The sequence below is a fragment of the Epilithonimonas sp. genome (assembly GCF_032054305.1).
GTDB lineage: Bacteria > Bacteroidota > Bacteroidia > Flavobacteriales > Weeksellaceae > Epilithonimonas.
The window spans coordinates 107,340-126,000 of sequence record NZ_DAMBSX010000004.1 but is presented as its reverse complement, the minus strand read 5'-3'; the positions used below and the strand labels follow the sequence as shown (position 1 = coordinate 126,000).

20 protein-coding genes are annotated in these 18,661 nt (G+C 34.6%); 11 read left to right on the top strand and 9 right to left on the bottom strand.

The features are described 5' to 3' along the window. Window positions 1-15 precede the first annotated feature (15 nt). The 11 genes from RTX21_RS09710 (at window position 16) to RTX21_RS09660 (ending at window position 12,482) form a co-directional block, all read left to right on the top strand. On the top strand, window positions 16-876 hold the full coding sequence (locus RTX21_RS09710; RefSeq protein ID WP_312767216.1) for a polysaccharide biosynthesis/export family protein: 861 nt from the start codon (window positions 16-18) through the stop codon (window positions 874-876). Window positions 877-878: 2 nt separating this feature from the next. Further along, window positions 879-3,383, top strand: a complete 2,505-nt coding sequence (locus tag RTX21_RS09705) for a polysaccharide biosynthesis tyrosine autokinase (RefSeq protein ID WP_312767213.1) — start codon at window positions 879-881, stop codon at window positions 3,381-3,383. 178 nt (window positions 3,384-3,561) lie between these two features. Then, window positions 3,562-4,356 (top strand): DUF6089 family protein, encoded by a 795-nt coding sequence (locus tag RTX21_RS09700; RefSeq protein ID WP_312767212.1) that lies wholly within the window; start codon window positions 3,562-3,564, stop codon window positions 4,354-4,356. A 5-nt stretch (window positions 4,357-4,361) separates the two neighbouring features. Continuing rightward, window positions 4,362-5,108, top strand: a complete 747-nt coding sequence (locus tag RTX21_RS09695) for an isoprenyl transferase (RefSeq protein WP_312767209.1) — start codon at window positions 4,362-4,364, stop codon at window positions 5,106-5,108. Between the two features lie 27 nt (window positions 5,109-5,135). Then, window positions 5,136-7,670 carry an outer membrane protein assembly factor BamA gene (gene bamA / locus RTX21_RS09690; protein WP_312767206.1) on the top strand — a complete coding sequence of 845 codons (2,535 nt, stop codon included), beginning with the start codon at window positions 5,136-5,138 and terminating at the stop codon, window positions 7,668-7,670. A gap of 22 nt (window positions 7,671-7,692) precedes the next feature. Continuing rightward, window positions 7,693-8,328 (top strand): OmpH family outer membrane protein, encoded by a 636-nt coding sequence (locus RTX21_RS09685; protein WP_312767205.1) that lies wholly within the window; start codon window positions 7,693-7,695, stop codon window positions 8,326-8,328. A gap of 38 nt (window positions 8,329-8,366) precedes the next feature. Further along, window positions 8,367-8,867, top strand: a complete 501-nt coding sequence (locus RTX21_RS09680; protein WP_312767204.1) for an OmpH family outer membrane protein — start codon at window positions 8,367-8,369, stop codon at window positions 8,865-8,867. Window positions 8,868-8,925: 58 nt separating this feature from the next. Next, window positions 8,926-9,405: an acyl-CoA thioesterase gene (locus RTX21_RS09675; protein ID WP_312767203.1), complete on the top strand. Its 480-nt coding sequence runs from the start codon at window positions 8,926-8,928 to the stop codon at window positions 9,403-9,405. Between the two features lies 1 nt (window position 9,406). Continuing rightward, window positions 9,407-10,276: a dTDP-4-dehydrorhamnose reductase gene (gene rfbD, locus RTX21_RS09670; protein ID WP_312767201.1), complete on the top strand. Its 870-nt coding sequence runs from the start codon at window positions 9,407-9,409 to the stop codon at window positions 10,274-10,276. Beyond that, window positions 10,269-10,949, top strand: coding sequence for a hypothetical protein (locus RTX21_RS09665; RefSeq protein WP_312767199.1), 681 nt, complete (start codon window positions 10,269-10,271; stop codon window positions 10,947-10,949). Before rfbD ends, RTX21_RS09665 begins: the two co-directional genes overlap by 8 nt. A 162-nt stretch (window positions 10,950-11,111) precedes the next feature. Beyond that, a complete protein-coding gene (locus tag RTX21_RS09660) occupies window positions 11,112-12,482 on the top strand; it encodes a tetratricopeptide repeat protein (protein WP_312767198.1) in 1,371 nt (456 codons plus the stop codon). A 44-nt stretch (window positions 12,483-12,526) separates the two neighbouring features. Here RTX21_RS09660 and RTX21_RS09655 read toward each other — a convergent pair whose 3' ends face one another. The 9 genes from RTX21_RS09655 to RTX21_RS09615 all read right to left on the bottom strand — a co-directional run bounded on the left by RTX21_RS09655 (window position 12,527) and on the right by RTX21_RS09615 (window position 18,651). Beyond that, window positions 12,527-13,417, bottom strand: a complete 891-nt coding sequence (locus RTX21_RS09655) for a hypothetical protein (RefSeq protein WP_312767196.1) — start codon at window positions 13,415-13,417, stop codon at window positions 12,527-12,529. Between the two features lie 11 nt (window positions 13,418-13,428). Beyond that, window positions 13,429-14,766 carry a beta-carotene 15,15'-monooxygenase gene (locus RTX21_RS09650; RefSeq protein WP_312767195.1) on the bottom strand — a complete coding sequence of 446 codons (1,338 nt, stop codon included), beginning with the start codon at window positions 14,764-14,766 and terminating at the stop codon, window positions 13,429-13,431. A 3-nt stretch (window positions 14,767-14,769) separates the two neighbouring features. Further along, entirely contained in the window at window positions 14,770-15,180 is a 411-nt protein-coding gene (locus tag RTX21_RS09645; RefSeq protein WP_312767194.1) for a hypothetical protein, read from the bottom strand. After that, window positions 15,173-15,613 (bottom strand): DUF6804 family protein, encoded by a 441-nt coding sequence (locus RTX21_RS09640; protein ID WP_312767193.1) that lies wholly within the window; start codon window positions 15,611-15,613, stop codon window positions 15,173-15,175. The genes RTX21_RS09645 and RTX21_RS09640 overlap by 8 nt, the downstream gene beginning before the upstream one ends. 2 nt (window positions 15,614-15,615) lie before the next feature. Further along, window positions 15,616-15,894: a hypothetical protein gene (locus tag RTX21_RS09635; RefSeq protein ID WP_312767191.1), complete on the bottom strand. Its 279-nt coding sequence runs from the start codon at window positions 15,892-15,894 to the stop codon at window positions 15,616-15,618. 7 nt (window positions 15,895-15,901) lie between these two features. Then, window positions 15,902-16,972: a type I restriction endonuclease gene (locus RTX21_RS09630; RefSeq protein WP_312767189.1), complete on the bottom strand. Its 1,071-nt coding sequence runs from the start codon at window positions 16,970-16,972 to the stop codon at window positions 15,902-15,904. 9 nt (window positions 16,973-16,981) lie between these two features. Then, window positions 16,982-17,314 carry a YegP family protein gene (locus RTX21_RS09625; protein ID WP_312767186.1) on the bottom strand — a complete coding sequence of 111 codons (333 nt, stop codon included), beginning with the start codon at window positions 17,312-17,314 and terminating at the stop codon, window positions 16,982-16,984. A 10-nt stretch (window positions 17,315-17,324) separates the two neighbouring features. Continuing rightward, window positions 17,325-17,615, bottom strand: a complete 291-nt coding sequence (gene yidD / locus RTX21_RS09620; protein ID WP_312767184.1) for a membrane protein insertion efficiency factor YidD — start codon at window positions 17,613-17,615, stop codon at window positions 17,325-17,327. Between the two features lie 370 nt (window positions 17,616-17,985). Continuing rightward, the gene (locus RTX21_RS09615) at window positions 17,986-18,651 is read right to left on the bottom strand and encodes a response regulator (RefSeq protein ID WP_312767182.1); all 666 of its coding nucleotides are present in this window, start codon (window positions 18,649-18,651) and stop codon (window positions 17,986-17,988) included. Between the last annotated feature and the right edge of the window lie 10 nt (window positions 18,652-18,661).

Genomic DNA, 18,661 nt, shown 5'->3' with positions numbered 1-18,661 from the left:
GTAAAAAAACATTTAATGAGAAAGAGTTATTCATTTAACATATTTTTATTGTTGCTATTGGTTGGGATTTCTTCCTGTGTTTCGAAAAAGGACATTAGATATCTACAGCCTAGTGAAAGTTTGACCATCAATGAAGAGGGTTTGGTTCCTTACAATGTTCCTGAATATAGAGTTACAAAAGGAGATATTCTGAAACTGAATGTAGTTACTACACCCAATGGAGACGCAGCTCAGTTTTATTCTTCTATCAATACATCGGCGTCTGGTAACTCTGGAACTACAGGTGTTTCAGGAGCTGGGGCTCAAACCGGTACGGGACATGGGGGTAATTTGACATATTATTTAAACGGATTAAAGGTGGACTCGAATGGTGATGTCAATATTTTCGGGATAGGCTATATAAAAGCTGAGGGCAGAACTTTGGAGGATATGACAAAAGAGATCCAGGAACGCGTGAATGAAAATTTTTTACAGGGCAAATCTGAGGTTAGACTCAATCTCGACGGCTTAAGGTATTATTTCCTGGGAGATATGGAGACAATAAGTATAACCGGGGAGAAGGTAGCATACACGACACAGCTTAGCATAATGCAAGCAATCGCAATGAATGGAGGTCTTAATCGTACTGTTGATAGAAAAAACATTACTATCCATAGAAAATACCCGGAAGGGATAAAAGTTGCCAAACTCGATCTCACAAGAGAAGATGCGATGAACTCGCCCTATTATTGGCTACAGAATGGGGATATTATCTATCTAAATACCAATGCTAAGAGCATCAATGGATTTGGGAAAGAACCTCTTCAGACTATTACTACAGGAGTATCTTTACTTACAACAGTAATGTCTATTTATTTAATTATTACGAAATTATAATAATGATTCCCGATAAAAAGAATAATAAGCAAGGTGTAGAGCAAGAGGCTGAAAAGATAGGGTCATTTAATTTATTTGATCCAGTTCATTTTGTACAAAGGGTCATCAAGAATTGGTATTGGTTCGTTATCTTAGGCTTTATAGGTTATTGCATATCATTTGTTTATAGCAAGTACTATGCTCAAAGAATCTATGCTTCCAGCTTATCTCTAAGTATTTCAAATAATACAGCTAGTTATTTTACGCCGAACCAGTCCATTAACTTTATTTGGGGACAAGGAGGGAATCAAGATGGGGTTTATTTAAAAAAGATATTACTATCTAGAAGTCATAATGAATATTTGGTCAAAAAACTGGACCTTATAACAAATTATACAACAAAAGGATTAATCAAAACAACTTACTTGGACAAAGAAGATAGTCCTGTTTTTTTGGAGATTGATAAGGGGCATCTTCAACAAGTTAATTATAATATAAATATCATCCCAAAAGGAAAGAATAATTATGAGATAGCTCTTCCGGAAGAAGGACAATCCAACTACCTTTATAATTATAACACGGAAGCCTATGAGATAGTTCCATCTTATCAGAGAAAAAAGAACACCATTATCAAAATAAACGAATGGTATGAATCTCCAAATCTTAAATTCAGATTAGTTTCTAATCCCAATCCCAACCAAAACATAGAACTTCAAAATATCATAGTAAGCTTCATCCCGGTAAATCAAGCTGTGAACGGTATTGTAAGCAGCCTGACCGTAGATTTTGATAAGGAACTTCCTTCTATTATGATAATTAGCAAGTCAGGATATAATCTTAATAATACGATAAGTTTTCTAAACAATTCTGTTATTGAACTTAAAAAAAAGAGACTGCAAGATCAGAATACAGTCGATCAAAATACTGTGGAATATCTTAGCGATAATCTCATAAAAATCAGAAAAAAGCTTGATTCCAGTGCTACAGTTCTTAATAATCTTAAGATAAATAATCGTCTTTTCGATATGGAAAATATTGATTCGAAGACATTAGAAAAGCTGAATGGACTTGAGGCCCAAAAAGCTGAATTGCTTGCAAAGCTCAATTCTCTTGCTGATATTAAAAACTCAGTAGATACAAACAGCATAGAGAAAATGATTAATCTTAATGTTGCAGGTATAGAAGATGGTAGTTTTAATGCTTCTGTTTCAGAGCTTAAAGCTCTTTATGCTAAGCGAAGAGAGATGGCGCTTATATATACCCCTAATTCTGAGCCGATGAGAGAGATCAATCGATTGATTAATGAAGCGAGGAATAATTCACAAGGAGGACTAAGGAAGTATTTCCAAGGCTATTATAATAGGCTTGCTGACCTTAATTCTCAAATAGGGGTAATAGACCATGAACTAATTACTTTACCTGAGAAACAAAGGATATTTTTAGATGCCCAGAGAGGGTATGATATGATAGAAAAAACATATAACACTCTCTTATCTGAACAGTCCAAATCTCAAATGCGAGTTGCAACTAATCAAAGCAACCTTAACATAATAGATCCTGCAAAGAACCTTGGACAAGGCCCGATTGCTCCTAATGTCAACGCTACCAAGATGCAGATCATTGGAGGGTTGTTATTGATACCACTTGTCTTTTTGGCAATAGGGGAACTGCTGGATAATAAAATCAGGAGTATCAAAGAATTGTTGACCGTAACCAAGATCCCATTATTAGGTGTTGTTGGGCATAATAGTTATGATAATAACCTAACTGTTTTGGAAGAGCCAAAATCTTCCATATCAGAAGCTTTCAGAGCGATAAGAGCCAATCTTCGATTTTTGTTTGATGAAGAACAGAAGAGCAAGGTCATCTTAGTAACTTCATCTATTAGTGGAGAAGGTAAAACTTATGTGTCAATCAATATAGCATCGGTATTGGGGCTGAGTGGTAAGAAAGCGGTTCTTTTAGGAATGGACCTTAGAAAGCCTAAGATTTTTGGAGATTTCAAAATCAATAATAAAAATGGAATATCCAACTATCTTACAGGGCAAGTAAAGTTGGAAGAGATCATTAATAAAACCGGTATTCCTGGTCTGGATGTAATCACATCCGGACCTATACCGCCAAATCCTTCAGAATTATTGATGAGTGATAGTAATATGCAGTTCATAGACAAGTTGAAGGAGATGTATGAATATGTGATCATAGATTCTCCCCCAGTTGGTTTGGTCGCAGATTCTTTTGAGCTTATTAAAAAGGCAGATACTACAATATATGTCGTTCGACATGAGTACACTGAAAAGCATATGTTAAAAATGATCACTGAAAAATATTTTAATAAAGAAATTTCCAATTTAGGATTCGTTTATAATGATTTTGTGGTCAAGCAGGGCTACGGTTACGGCTATGGCTACGGTTATGGCTACGGTTATGGTTACGGCTACGGTTATTTTGAAGAGGACAAAAATTATAAAGAGCCTACAATCATCAAGGTCAGAAATAAATTGAAAAAATTTTTTGATAGAAAATAAGAGCCTTTATTAAGGCTTTTGTTTTTTTTATAGACTATTTTGATAATATGTTCGTTTTTATAACAATAAATTATATTTTTTCTACTTTATTTAACTAAACTTTAAGAAGTTCCTTAAACTAAAAATGTTTTATATTTGCACCAAATTTTTGAATAATAGACGTTTCAGTGTGTTGAAAATGAAGAAAGATACAGCTTATATACTTATTGCACTATTCTGTTTTCTTGGCTTAAGAGCTCAAAGACATGAGTTGGGTGTGCAGATAGGTATGAGCAATTTTGTGGGAGATATTGGAAGAACAAATTATATTCTTCAAAAACCTATGGCTCCTGTGTCAGATCTAGGCCTTCCTTTTTATGGAGGGATAATGTACCGTATGAATTTTAATCCCTATCAGACTGTAAGGTTAAATTTAGGGTTTAATAACATACAGTTTGACGACAGATACGCAAAAGAAGATTCTAGGAGAATGAGAAAATTATGGGGTACCAACTCAGTATTCTCAGCGGACCTACTTTTTGAATACAATTTTTTTCCGGTGAATGAGGAACAGCGTAGTATGATTAGTCCATACATTTTTGCTGGGATTTCCGGATTATATATGAATGCTTCCAAACCCCAACTTACCATTGCATCTGCTACAAATGTTAGTGTAAATTATGCTCAGGAAAAAGTATTTACAATGGGGTTGCCGTTTGGAATCGGACTTAAATATAAATTCAATTACAATTGGGCGATATCTGGAGAATTCTTATTCCGCCCTACCTTCTCTGATCAGGTAGATTATAGCGTGTTGAAGGACGGGGATGTTAGCGTTACGAAAACTGCTCTCGACAAAGAACAGACAAATGCTGTCGTTCAGGATTTTATAAATCAAAGAAACATCGGGAATCCAAACTCAAAAGACTGGATCAATTCCGCAACAATTATCTTGTCTTATTCTTTTGGAAGACCACCTTGTTATTGTAAATAATAATCATGCAGGATTTAAAAAAACTTATAAATCAGGATAAGCTTCCAAAACACGTTGCCGTCATCATGGATGGTAATGGAAGATGGGCCAAGTCTAGAGGAGAAGAAAGGACATTTGGTCACAGAAATGCAATCAATGCTGTGCGTAATGTGATCAATGCATGTAACGAGATCCATATTCCATATCTTACACTTTATACTTTTTCTTCTGAGAATTGGAATCGTCCAAAAGATGAAGTAGATACTTTGATGTCCCTTCTGTCAGAAACATTGTTGTTGGAAGCTGAAGAGATTTTCACAAAAGGTTTGAGGATGCATGTTATAGGGGATATAAGTCAACTTCCAGATCTGGTAAGAGATCAATTGATGAATATTATTGAACTTACAAAGGATAATAAAAATGGCAATTTGATTCTTGCCTTGAATTATGGCTCTCAGAAAGAAATACTGAAAGCCGTAAAAGAAATCAGTCAGGATGTAAAAGAAGGAAAAATAGATATAGATGATATCGATGAGAAGGTCTTCCAAGACCATCTTTACACAAAAGACTTCCCAGAGGTAGACCTCATGATAAGAACAAGTGGAGAGGTTCGTATTAGCAACTTCTTGCTTTGGCAGATCGCATATGCAGAACTTCAGTTCTTGGATGTGCTTTGGCCGGATTTTACCAAAGATACATTCTTTCAGTGTGTAATAGATTATCAAAATAAAGAAAGACGATACGGGAAAACAAGCGAACAGCTGATTCCATAAAAATATTTAGAAAAGAGAACTTCAAGAATGAAATTAAGAATTATACCCATTATTTTGTTGACAGCTTCAGCATATTTCCATGCACAGGTTGTTCCACAGGGTAACAATGCAGAAAACACAGAACTTGTTGCAGGTCAGAATGGAGAGTATGTTTTGAAAGATATCGTTGTAGACGGTGTCAAAAGATATACACCAGCTCAGATCTTGCGTTTTACAGGTCTTGTGAAAGGAGAGAAGTTAGAAATTCCCGGGCAGAGAGTTAGCAATGCTATCAAAAAGCTTTGGGAAACGCAGTCTTTCTCAAAAGTGGAGGTTTATATTCAGGATGTGGAAGGGCAAAATGTCGTTTTACAATTCCAGTTACAGGACCTTAAAGAACTTGGGGAAGTTAAATTTACAGGAAAAGGTATCGGGAAATCTAAAAATGAGAAACTCATCAAGGAAAATAACCTGAAACCAGGAACCAAGATCAATAATAATCTTATATCCAGTTTACAAAACAAGATTCCGCAGGAATATGTTGCAAAAGGTTTTGCTGATGCAAAAATTACCATTCAGGAAAAGGCCAATGGTAATGATGCTAATCTTGTAGATTGGACAATAGAAGTTGCAAAAGGTAAAAAAGTAAAGATCGATAAGATCGAGTTTGATGGGAACGAGCAGGTTTCTGATAGAAAGCTTAGAAACAACGGTTTCAAAGATACTAAACAGAAAAGGTTCATAAAAGGTATCTTCAAACCTTCAAAATTTGTTCAGGATAAATACGATGAGGATAAGAGAAACCTGATAAGTTATTATAACTCATTAGGATTCAGGGATGCAACGATTGTTTCAGACTCGGTTTCTAGAAATAAGAAAGGTTACAATATCAAGGTAAAGCTTAATGAAGGTAAAAAATACTACATCGGTGATATTAATTTCATTGGAAATACAACCTTTTCTACTGAGTTTCTACAGAAGATTTTAGGATATAAGACAGGAGATATTTATGATGCAGTAGGATTCAACAAAAAAGTAGGAGAAGACGGAGGAAAAGAAGATGACTCTGATCTTAAATCCATTTATATGAACAATGGATTCCTTTTCTCAAATGTTACGCCAATTGAGAAATCTGTAAAAGGAGATTCTATCAATTTGGAAATCAGAATCAATGAAGGGGAAAAAGCAACCTGGAACCGTGTGACTTGGTCCGGAAATACCACGACCCATGATCATGTTATCTTGAGAGCACTTAGAACAAAACCAGGAACTTTATTTGCTAAATCGGATATCAAGAGAACTTATTTCGAATTGGCAGGTATGCAATTCTTCGATCCTCAACAGATCGGGACGGATGTGAAACCGAATCCGCAGGATAATACAGTAAATATGCACTGGACATTGGTAGAGAAAGGTTCTTCCCAGGTACAGTTGCAAGCTGGATATGGTGGAGGGTCGTTTATTGGAACTCTTGGTTTGACATTCAATAACTTCTCTTTGAGAAACTTCTTGAAATTCAAGGATTTCAAACCGGTTCCGCAAGGTGATGGACAAACTTTGTCATTACAGGCACAGGCAGGACAATATTTTACCAATTATGGAGTTTCTTTTACAGAGCCTTGGGTATTTGGGACAAGACCGACTGCTTTGAGTGTTGGGTTGAATTATTCCAGAGTTAATTATTCCTATTCGACAGGAGATCAGACAATGAATATATTCTCTGCTACTGCTGGTCTTACAAGAATGTTGAAATGGCCAGATGATTACTTCTCACTCTATACGGGGATACAGTTTCAGAGTTATAATTTTAGTAATTATCCTTTCTATTTTGGAGATGCGCTGGAATATAATGGTAGTACGAAATCATTCAGTTTCAATATCGGTTTGAGTAGAAACTCTGCTGGTCTAGATCCGGTTTTTCCAACCTATGGTTCTAATATAGAGGCTTCTTTGAAGTTTACGCCGCCTTACTCTTGGTTCAGCAACAAAGATTATTCTACCATGAGTACTTTGGACAAGTACAAATGGATGGAATTCTATAAAGTGAAATTGAAAGCAGATTTCTATAATGAGGTAATTGGTAAACTTGTTTTAAGAACTACCGGAGAAATGGGATTCCTGAATGGCTATAGCAAAGAATTAGGGCCACCACCTTTTGAAAGATATTACGTTGGAGGTGTAGGTTTGTTCAATGGTAGATTTGATGGTAGAGAATTAGTTCCGTTGAGAGGTTATGAGAATGCTTCTTCTACTGGGTTCAGTTCATCATCTACCTATGATATCACGCCTTATGGAGGGGCAACTATTTATAACAGATTCGCTGCAGAATTGAGATATCCAATCTCTATGAACCAGACAGCAAAGATTTTTGCCTTGACATTTGTAGAAGCAGGAAATGCATGGAATAGTTTCGGAACATATAATCCATTTAAACTGAAAAGATCAGCTGGATTTGGTATCAGAGTATCAATGTCAGCTTTTGGATTGATAGGATTTGATTTTGCTTACGGATTTGATAAAACTTTAGGAAGCTCTGAGCCATCAGGATGGCAAACGCACTTCTTGATGAACCAACCATTATAAAAATAAATATTATTTTTGTCAGATGAAAAAAATTGCATTAATTGTAACAATTCTTTTTACCGCTACACAAATCTATGCGCAGAAGATTGGCGTAGTAGATACCAATTATGTATTAAGCAAACTGCCTCAGTATAAAGAAGCTGAGAACAGGTTGAATACACAGGTAACTCAATGGCAGACCGATTTGCAAAAACTGCAGTCGGAATACGAAAGAAAAAGAGAAGCTTTTGAAAACGAAAAGGTTTTGCTTGTGGGAGATCAGCTGAAGCTTAGAGAAAAAGAAGTATTGGATATGGAAGCTAGTATCCGCAATACAATCGGTGCAAGATTTGGTTCAAATGGTGAAGTTAATCAGCTTAGGTCCAATCTTACAAAACCTTACCAAGACCAGATCTGGAACGCTATTAAAACCGTGTCTACCAAAAATAACTTGGGCATAGTTCTTGATAAAAGCAACAACATCAGTGTAATATTCTTGGATAAAAAATATGATTACACAGAAGCCGTATTGAACTTGCTTGTAAAAACATTACCAAAGACAGATGAGAAAAATAATATTTCTCCATCTAATAATGGTAATAGCAGAGGTAAAACAGGAGACAAAATTGTGCCAAGAGCCAAAATGTTGAAAAAAGGAGGCACAGAAGCGACAAAATAAAATGAATTAAAATTAATATATAAACATAACTTTTTAAAATGAACAAATTAAATGTATTATTAGTTGCAGTTGTAATGGTTTTTGCAACAGGATTTGCAAAAGCACAAAAAATTGCTTCTGTAGATGTCAATGCAATTTTCTCTGCTATGCCAGAAGCAAAAGCTCTTGATCAGCAATTGCAAAATTTACAAACGGCAAAACAGGCAGAATTGGAAAAACAAGGTAAATCTCTTCAGGATTTGATGGCAAAATATCAAAAAGAAGCTGCAACACAAACTCAAGCTATAAATGAACAAAGAAGCCAGGAAGTTCAAAAACTTCAGGATAACCTTCAACAAGTTTATGCCGCAGCTCAGAAAGATGTTGCAGAAAAAAGAGAAGCAGGTCTAGCTCCACTAGAGAAAAAGATCAACGATGCTATTACAAAAGTTTCTAAAGCAGCAGGTTATGAATATGTTTTTGATGCTTCTACTCCAGCATTGCTTTACAAAGCAGGGATAGATGCTACACCGGCAGTTAGAAAAGAATTAGGTCTTTAATTGATATAGACTATTTAAAAACCGCTCTTTTTCGGAGCGGTTTTTTTATTTTTGTACTATGGAAAAAGAATTTTCATCTATAGTAAAAATCCGTTTTGCTGATTGCGACCCGATAGGGCATCTCAATAATGTGAAATATCTGGAGTATATGCTCAATGCAAGAGAAGACCATGTGGAAGAGAACTATGGATTCACTTATGAGCAATATACGAGAGAAACAGGTTGCACCTGGGTTACGATCCAGAATGAAATTGCTTATCTCAAAGAAGTGAGATATAATTCAACTGTTGAAATCACGAGCAAAACTATTTTTGTAGATGATATCACTGCTGTTGTAGAATTACTGATGAAGGATAAAAATGGGGTAGTCCACGCCGTTTTTTGGTTAACAGTAATATACTTCAACATGAAAACCAGACGAGCAGAAAAAATGCCTGATGCTACATTGGAAACATTTTCTGAATTTCTTGTTGAGATCGATCATAAAACATTCAAAGAGAGGGTAAATTATTTGAGACTTCAGAATAAATCAAAATAATATGAAAAGAATACTTGTAGTAGGTGGAAATGGGCAACTGGGACATTGCTTACAAAAATTAGCGCCAAAATATCATGATCAGTATGATTTCAATTTCACTGGTTCATCAGTTTTAGACATTACAGATTATGAGCAAGTTGATACTGTTTTTGCAGAATATCAGCCTGATTTTGTCATCAATGCTTCTGCTTATACTGCTGTAGATCTGGCAGAGAAGGAACCAGAAAAAGCTTTTGCCGTCAATGCTGAAGGAGTTGGTAACTTGGCTCGGGTTTGCAAAGACAACGATGCTATTTTACTCCATGTTTCTACAGATTATGTTTTTGATGGAGAAACTAATCTCAGCTATTCAGAAGATGATTTTACAGCCCCGATCGGGGTTTATGGAGCGTCTAAAAGAAAAGGAGAAGAACTGGCTTTGGAAAACAATCTGGAAACCGTGATTCTCAGAACATCATGGCTGTATTCGGAGTTCAACAAGAATTTTGTGAAGACCATGTTGCATTTGTTCGAGGTCAAGAATGAATTGGGCATCGTCGGCGATCAGTTTGGCCAACCAACTAATGCGAACAATCTGGCAGAGGCGATCTTAGAAATCATTGATACTAAAAATAAAACCTTCGGGATCTATCATTTCTCGAATTATCCGGAAACAACTTGGTTCGATTTTGCAAATAAAATAAAAGAATTCTCCGGTTCTTCCGTTGTATTAAAAGCAATCACTACAGCAGAATTTCCAACACCGGCAAAACGTCCGAAAAGAAGCACGATGTCTCTTGATAAAATAGAGAAGGATTATAAAATAGAGCCAAAATATTGGGAAAACAGTCTTAGGGATTGTGTAGAAATTTTAAAGATCATACATGCGTAAATTATTATTTTTAATTTGTGTTTTTAGTTTTCAGTTCTTTTATCTTCAGAATATTACACTTAACAAAGTAGATAAGATCAATGAGAACAAGGACAAATTTTTTTATAGAATATCAGAAACCTCAAAATCGGAATTTCTAGGCGAGATTTTGGTGAATGGTTTCTCAAATGATGATGTCAAAATCTTTGGGGAGATCTATAAAAAAGCTAAACAAGTCGGAGCCAATACATTTTCCCTGAAACCAATCGAAAGTGTAGATGGGACTTTCCAAAAATTTGACCCGGCTTATTATATACTAAATTTGTATTATACTAAAACAGACGATATCTCCAGCGAAGAGAATGTGGCTTACCTGGTTTCTTCCTCGGATAAAAAGCAGAAGATCGCTATCGATAATAAGACTTTGCAAATGCAACCAAGGCATTATTTGAAAATTAAACTGGTTGATAATGAAGTTGTGACAGTTTCTACCAGAAAATTGTTGGGATCTACGGTAAAATTGGCAGGAAAATCTGGACAACAGTCTCTTTACTTTTCTTTGTCAAATTTCAAGATTCGTAGCAATGATAGCATCTACGGAGGTGTTAACCTTAAATCAGGCGATATTTCAGGTTTGGAAAAATCGTTTGGTATGTTTTTGACTACAATATATTCTGAACAGAAAAACGATTAATGTTAATAAGTTATAACATGTAGTTGACTTATTTTCAGAATAAAATTGAGTAACTTTATAAAAGAAGATTTAAGACCGGGCAATTGTAATTCGTTTACAGACCTCACATGGAGTAAAACCATTCTGAGCGGAGCTGAATCTCAAATCTAAATCACACATATATTGGAAGAATTTTTTGAAAACGAACTTGCTAAAAAGTTCGAGGAAATGATAGAGAATAATGAAGAATTCTATTTCGATACAGAGGAATATGTAGAGATCATTATTTATTACTTGGAGTTGGGAGATTTCAGTTATGCAGAAATGGCTGTAAACCATGCTTTGAAAATCCATCCAAATTCCTTAGAAGTAAAAACGAAACAGCTGGAAGTCTTTCTGGAACTGGAGCGTTACACAAAAGCTAAAGAACTGATCGATGAATTGCATCAGTCGTCTTTGGAAGAGACAGACTTTTTGGTTTGTTGTGCCAAATATTATTCTAACCTAGGAAATCCTAAAAAATCGATAGAGTATTGTTTAAAAGCGTTGGAATTGCAAGAAGAAGAGAATTTCCTTCACAATTTCATTGCGGATGAATATGTCAATCTGGACGATCCATTCAATGCATTGAAGCATTATACCTCGGCGTTGGAGCATGATCCATATGATGATTACTCTTTGGAGAATGTTATGCTGTGTTACAACAAGCTCAATCGCCCACAGGAAGCTTTGGATTTCTTGAATCAATATTTAGACAAGTTCCCTTTCTCCGAAACTGCTTGGTACGAGTATGGCCAGTTTTTCTTCAATAAGAAAAATTATGATGAGGCTATAAGAGGATTCGATTATATCTTAGCGATCAACTCTGGAGCAGTTGGTGTTTATGCTAATAAAGCCGCTTGTTACGAAGCAATGAGCGAATGGGATAAAGCCATTGCTGTCTATGAAGAAATGCTAGATCTGGAATACACGAAAGCATTCACTTTCTACAAGATAGGGTTGTGCTATAAGGAAGCCAAAAAATTGGTTCCTGCATTGACATCTTTTCAAAAATCATTGAGAGAAGATCCTCAGTTTTATTTGGCTATGATGGAACAATCTCAGATTTATGAAGATATGGGAAATCCAAAAGAGGCACTTTATTTTGCTCAGGAAGCTGTTGCTTTGAACGAAGGAAATCTAGAATACCAGAAACGTTTGGCATTTCTTTATATCACTTGCGGAGAGTACGAAGAAAGTCTCACTTGTCTGAAAAAATTGATAGAAGCAGAGCCAACAAGATTTTACAATTGGTATGCTTACTCTGAGGTTTTGATGCTGATAGGAGAATATGAAGAAGCTGTGACGGTTCTGGAGAAAGCTTTGAAAGCCCATCCTAGAGCGGAGTTGTATTATCAGTTAAGTAACTGTTATTTCAATCTGAAAAATGATACGGAAGGAATTTTGAAACTGGAAAAAGCTTTGGAATTGGATCCGACACTTAGCAAGGATATGCAACAGAAATATCCATTCATAAAAGAACAGGTCAAAAAGATAAAGACCAAAAAGAAATAGATAAAAGCTCAGATTATTCTGAGCTTTTTGTTTTGAAGTTTTTTTTATTTACCCGAAATTATTTTCTGAATCACAGGTTCAAGATTAGTTGGTAAATCAGCATCTTTGACCTGATACTTTTTCACCTTCATTTCTGAGAGCCAGTTTTCCCAATAAGTTTTGATGACATCGCCTTCAAAAGGATTTCCTTTTTCGGGATTGATACCCAAAACGATCACCTCGAGATTATTCAAATCGTCGTTGGCTTTTATGAAGCCGAGAACTTTATCATTCATTTTATCTTTAAAATCGGAACTATTCAATTTTAATGATTTTACCAGTTCTGGCGTTAGATATGAAGTTTTACCATCTTCTGTGAATTTAGAATCTTTGTGGAACATATAGCCGTCCGTAAGAATAAACAAAATATTTCTGTGCTTTTCCTTGACGCAATAATCTTTGACTTTACTTTTGAAAAATCCCCAAATATCAGAACCAACATATTGTTTATCGGTTATTGCAGATTGATAGATTTTTGTCGGAAGAGTCGAATATTTTTCATCAACCATTTTGATATTTTCTTTAGACGTGTTTTTATCAAAAGAGACTTTCAGTTGTTTCGCCAGATTATTGACTTCAGGATCCGAAGGTTCCGGATTGAAAAAAATCTGCATTTGGTCATCCAGCTGAATTACTTTTTTACCTTTAATATGGTCTATAAAACCAGTTTTTATCGCTTTTATATATTCCAAATCACGCTGATAGTATTCCATCGAGTGATTTGGATATTTTTCCGGGTCGATTCTGTCAGATAAGTCGATCAAAATGCTGATATTCAAATTTTTATTATTTGAAATTGAATCATTGACCTTTCCATTGTCATCTACTTTTTGTTCACTTTTTTTGCATTGAATAAAAAACAATGACAAAATCAATAAATAATATATTTTTTTCATAATTATTAGTTTTAAAGAACAGAGACATAAACCGAGTTTTGATTGTCCGAATTTGCGCCGACTTTGTTAAGGTTATAATTGTATTGATTTTTACATTCCTCTATCATTTCTTGCTTTACAGGATGGGAAACGGCTAACTTTTCGCCAATAAATGTAATCCAGCCCTGAACATATTCTGATGCATAAGATTTGTATTCTTTTGTAGGAATGATAACGCCATCAATAATATTCTGAAGTTCTTCGATTCTTCCTCTGGCTTTGATGATCAATTCTTTGATGCTTGTAATACCGTTTTTGATCTCTTCCATTTGTTTTTCAAATCCAGTGATTCTGTCCTGATGAACAAGGATATCTTTTTGTTTTTTGATTTGCTCATGTTTGATTTTATCTTTTTCTTTATGTTCCTTCATAATGAAATCGAAAACCAGTCCCCAAATAATATAAACCACAAATCCAGCGAATATAATTCCCCAAAACTGATTTTTTGTGAAAGCAATCGACAGGTCGAAAGGCGGAGAATCGAAAGTTTTATTAAGCTCATAGATTTTAGATTCGATTTCATAGGCTAGAATGGCATCAAAAACGAAAGTCACTACAAAGAGTAAAAACATCTTTACGTAATTCAACCAGTTTTTGTTTTCCCCAAACATATGAATCAAGTAACCTAAACCGAGAAAAACAAATGGAATCAATGTCACAAAAGCACCTTCCAAAGGCCCTTCGTCCCAAGCTTTGTTGAACGCCTGCGCATCTAAAACACTTTGCATAATGCTCACATTCGGGTCAAATGTTTTAAAAAACGCCGAAAACGATGTTGAGATATAAAATGTAAACAGATACAAACTGATTGGAATCAAGAGCAACAATCCAATCCAAAACTTTGTAGAAGCGCCTTTGCTAGCATTGATTTGATACAGTTCCGGATTTTTCGGAATATCATTGATTTCGAATTTCAACGTTTCTATTTTATCCATAACCGTATCAATATTTTGCTGAACTTCTTTGATTTGCTCTTCCTTATTATCGAGAGAAACGGTAAGACCTTTGATTTCGGTTTCCTTATTTTTTTGCTCGTTGATATAAGGTTCTTTCAATTTGTTTTGTTTTTCAGCCAATTCTTTTTCTTCATTCTGGAATTTGGAATAGATAGCGTCCAGGCAAATCGATAAAGCAGTGTGATTTCCATTGTTGCGGGAGCTGTCTCTGTAACCGGATTCGTGGTAAGTTCTCTTTCTGCTTTCCTCCGTAGATTCTCCATTGACATTTGTTTCAACAACTTTAAGAAGAGATTCTTCCTTCTCGACTGAAACTGGTTTCAGTCTGAAAATGTTTTTGATATTACTCGTCATAATTTAGTTTTTTAAATCGTTAAAAATGTCAGTTTTACTTTTTCCTTCTTTTACGGAATCGATGAGATATTCCACGATTTGCAATGCATTCTCCTCCATAAATCCGAACATCAGGACGTATTTTTCCAAAGAAGCTCTTTCATTAGGAGAAACTTCTCCATCGGCCCAAATCATCACCGTCAAATCGTACAAATAATCGATTTTTTCTTCGATGCTTTCAGGAATTGTGACTTTTGAACTAATTGGATTTAGAAGAATTTCGTCCAGATTTTTCTGAGAGATTCCTCTTTCTTCTGCTGATCTGTAAAGCGCTTTCAGTTCCAGCGAACTAAAATTGTCATCACAAATTGCCATTTGATAAAGCCTTAAAAAATGAGCTTTAAGATTTTCTGTCGGTTCTATAATATCATTCATTGTTATTATTGTTTTTTGATGAAGTTTTAATGATTCTGTCTCTGCTATATGTTTTTGATTGTGATAGCGTTTCTGTTGCGGTTCTTGATAATTCTTTCTGTTTTCTTTTGATCACAACAAGAAACAAGAACAAAATTCCTGTAACAATATCAATCGGAATCCAAATGCTCTTAAAATAAAGATGGATTGGAAAAATCGGATTGAATAAAATCAAGATTATCCCGAAAACGATTACCCAATGATATTCTTTCTGTCTTCCGAAATAATAAATTACAATTCCCGATGCAATGAAAACGATGATTCTGAGAAAAGTATAATACAATAGTGGAAGAGGAAGAATAGCAAAGAAGCAGCAGAGTGCACAAAAAGAGAAAAATGTTTTGTAAATAATTTCCAGTCGTTTGAAATCATTTTTAGACCTAGTTGCTTCCATCGTTAATTACATCCTGAGCAATAGCTTCTGTCCACGTATTCTTTGCTGTTTCCGGAATAATAATAGCATCCACCTCTTTTGCCAACAAATAGTTGATGACCATTGTAAGTACAACCATTGCTTTGTGAATAAGTCTTTCTTGATTTTTTCTTTTTAGAAGTTTTCTTTTTCTTCTGTTTTGAGGCAAAGAATCCTGTATTAGAAGAATTGTTTGTTGAAGCGTTGTAAGTTGTTGGGATTAACAATCCTAAAGTCAATAGAATAAAAAGTAGTTTTTTCATAGTTGTTTTAATTATAGTTTTCAATGGTATGGTGAAGTTCGTTTCTGTGATTATAAATCTCATCAAGTGAATCAAGACTTATTTTCTCTCCAGAGTCTTTTCCGTTGTGGAAGATTTCGATTAGTTTTCTATTAGCTCCGAAATGAAATCTGCAAATTGGTTTTCTATTATTGTCATCCAACAGAATCCCGAAATAAGATTGGGTGTCTCTGTAAGCAATTCTTTCTGCGGAGATTTTCTCCCGTAGAATAGCTTTTACAATTTGAAAAGCTTCTAATTCTTCGTCCGTAGTTATAACTTTTGAAGTCTCATTATTCTGGTCAATACTTGTCGTAGAAACAGTTGTTTTCTCAGTTTCGATATTATCATTGATAACCAAAGCAGATTTTAAACGTGAACTAATAGATTCTGAAATTGATAGGCTCAAAGCTCTTTTGGTATATTCTTTAAAAGCAACCATTCTATTCGCTGTTAGTGGTCTTTCAAAAAATCGATTAACGAGTAATCTTACCAATTCATCAGATGGATTTTCAATTTCCTTTTCGAATTCTTTTCGGATGGCTTTGATATATTTTAAAGCTTCTGCAGAATCCAAAATCGATTCAAGGTTATAACCTGATTTTGTAAAACTCTCAAGAACTTTGATGGAATTATCCTTTAAATCATTCAGATTAATGGTAAAGAATGGCTTCTCATCCATAATATTTGGTTTTTCCAAATCGGTGTAAAAATTATAAATAATTCCGTTGGTCAAAACTCCGAATCTTGCTTTGGAAACGTGATAATAGCGATGAAGTTGCGAGTTATGAGCGTCTGCATTTTCTTTCCAATTTTTACATTCTATAATAAGAATATGTTCATCATCTTTCTTGATGACAAAATCCACTTTTTCTCCTTTTTTCGTTCCAATGTCCGCAATGAATTCAGGAATAACTTCTGTAGGATTGAAAATGTCATAACCAAGAATCTGGATAAAGGGCATGACGAAAGCCGTTTTCGTAGCTTCCTCTGTTTGGATTTGGTCTTTAAGCCCATTGACACGCTGATGAAGCTGCTCCAGTTTTAATTTGAGTTCCATAGTTATCAATTAATTTGTTTCATCAATAGTTTCTGCAGTTGGCGCATTTTCTTTTACAGAAGTAATTCCGTTTTCCATTCCCTGTTTTGTAGAGTATAATTGGCTTTTGCCGATTATTTCTCCATTGCCAGCTTTCAGAACGAAATAATCTTTGTCGTTCACAGTAGTTCTTCTCTCAAATCTCGAATCGATCTGTGAATTAACTTTTACGGATTCTATTCCGTTTTTGCATCCCGATTTTGCTACATAACCTTCACTTGTCAAGATGATTTCTCCGTTGCTAGCTTTCAGATTGAATTGATATTCATTATTGATTCTTTTTGTAATGATAAATTTTCCCATTGTTATTTTTTTATTTGTTATGAATGAATCTTTCGGATATTTCGTATTCCTCAAGAGCACAATTGTTCGGTAAAATAATTTGAATTTGTTTTGTGAATGGATTTTCAAAAATGTGGAATCCACTTCTGCAATTATAATATCTATATTTCAAGGCTTTTAATCCCGAGATTATTCCTTCATTAATCGTTTTATCAAATACATATCTGGAACAACTTTGTCGGAAAATGCATTTCTTTCTTTTTGACTTAGGAATTAAAAACCAATACAATTTAATTGGCAGAATCAGTAAATATTTAAACATTATTCTCTTTGCTAAATACAACCATTTGGTATGAAGCCATAAAACCTTGTTTTGTACCTGCTCCAAAACATCCATTGTCTGGCTGAATGTATGTTGACACACTTTCAAGCCTCACGTATTTCCAACCTTAGCTAACGTAATTTTTCACTAAATCTTCTAATTGTTGAGCTACGATATTCGTGTTCTGTTGTTGCTGGTTAAGAGTTGCAACAAAAGGAACAATTTTGTATTCCATAATAGATTATTTTTATTTGTTTAACAATCCAAAAGTAGTTCTGCCCGTTATTCTTTTTTTACGGAAATCCGTAAAAACAAAAAACTTTCAAATATTATTTGAAAGTTTTTAATTAAATGTGATTACTATAGCAGATTAGATAATCCCAAAGTCTTTACAAAAAGCGATAAGTTGTTCATTGCTATTGATGTCCAAAGATTCTTTTATTTCCTTTAATCTTTTTTCGACAGCGCTCATACTAGCGGGTTTGATGTTATTTTCTTTCAGATAATCTGGTATATTTTTAAGGAGAATACCGTTGGCTAATAAAGAAACAAGTAAAGTATCATATTCGGAAAATTCGAAAGAATTTCTTTCAGGACTTTTACTTTTCAGATTATAAGAAAGATATTTTTCATCATTGAAAACTGCCTTTATTGCTTTTTTCAAATCTTTTACATCTTCACGACCTTTTTTTACATAACCGTTGATTTGCTGTTCTGTAAAAAGCTTTTCAATAATGACTTCCTTTTTTTCTACAGAGAAAACAATGATTTTTAAATCTGGTTGTAGCTCTCTTGCGGCAGAAATAAGTTGTTGACCATTTTTAAGATTCTGCTCTCGATGGTCTTCATCAAAAGAAAGGTCTGTGATTAAAAGTTCGAAAGGGTCCTTCTCCCGCAAACTCATTTTGATCCTGTTGATGGCATCATCGCAATAATTTACATATTTTGGATTAGGAATTTTAAGCTCTTCCAAAACTTTTTGGACAGATATATTGGAACTTTCGTAATCTTCGGCAATAAGGATTTTTGTAAACATAAGTGTTATT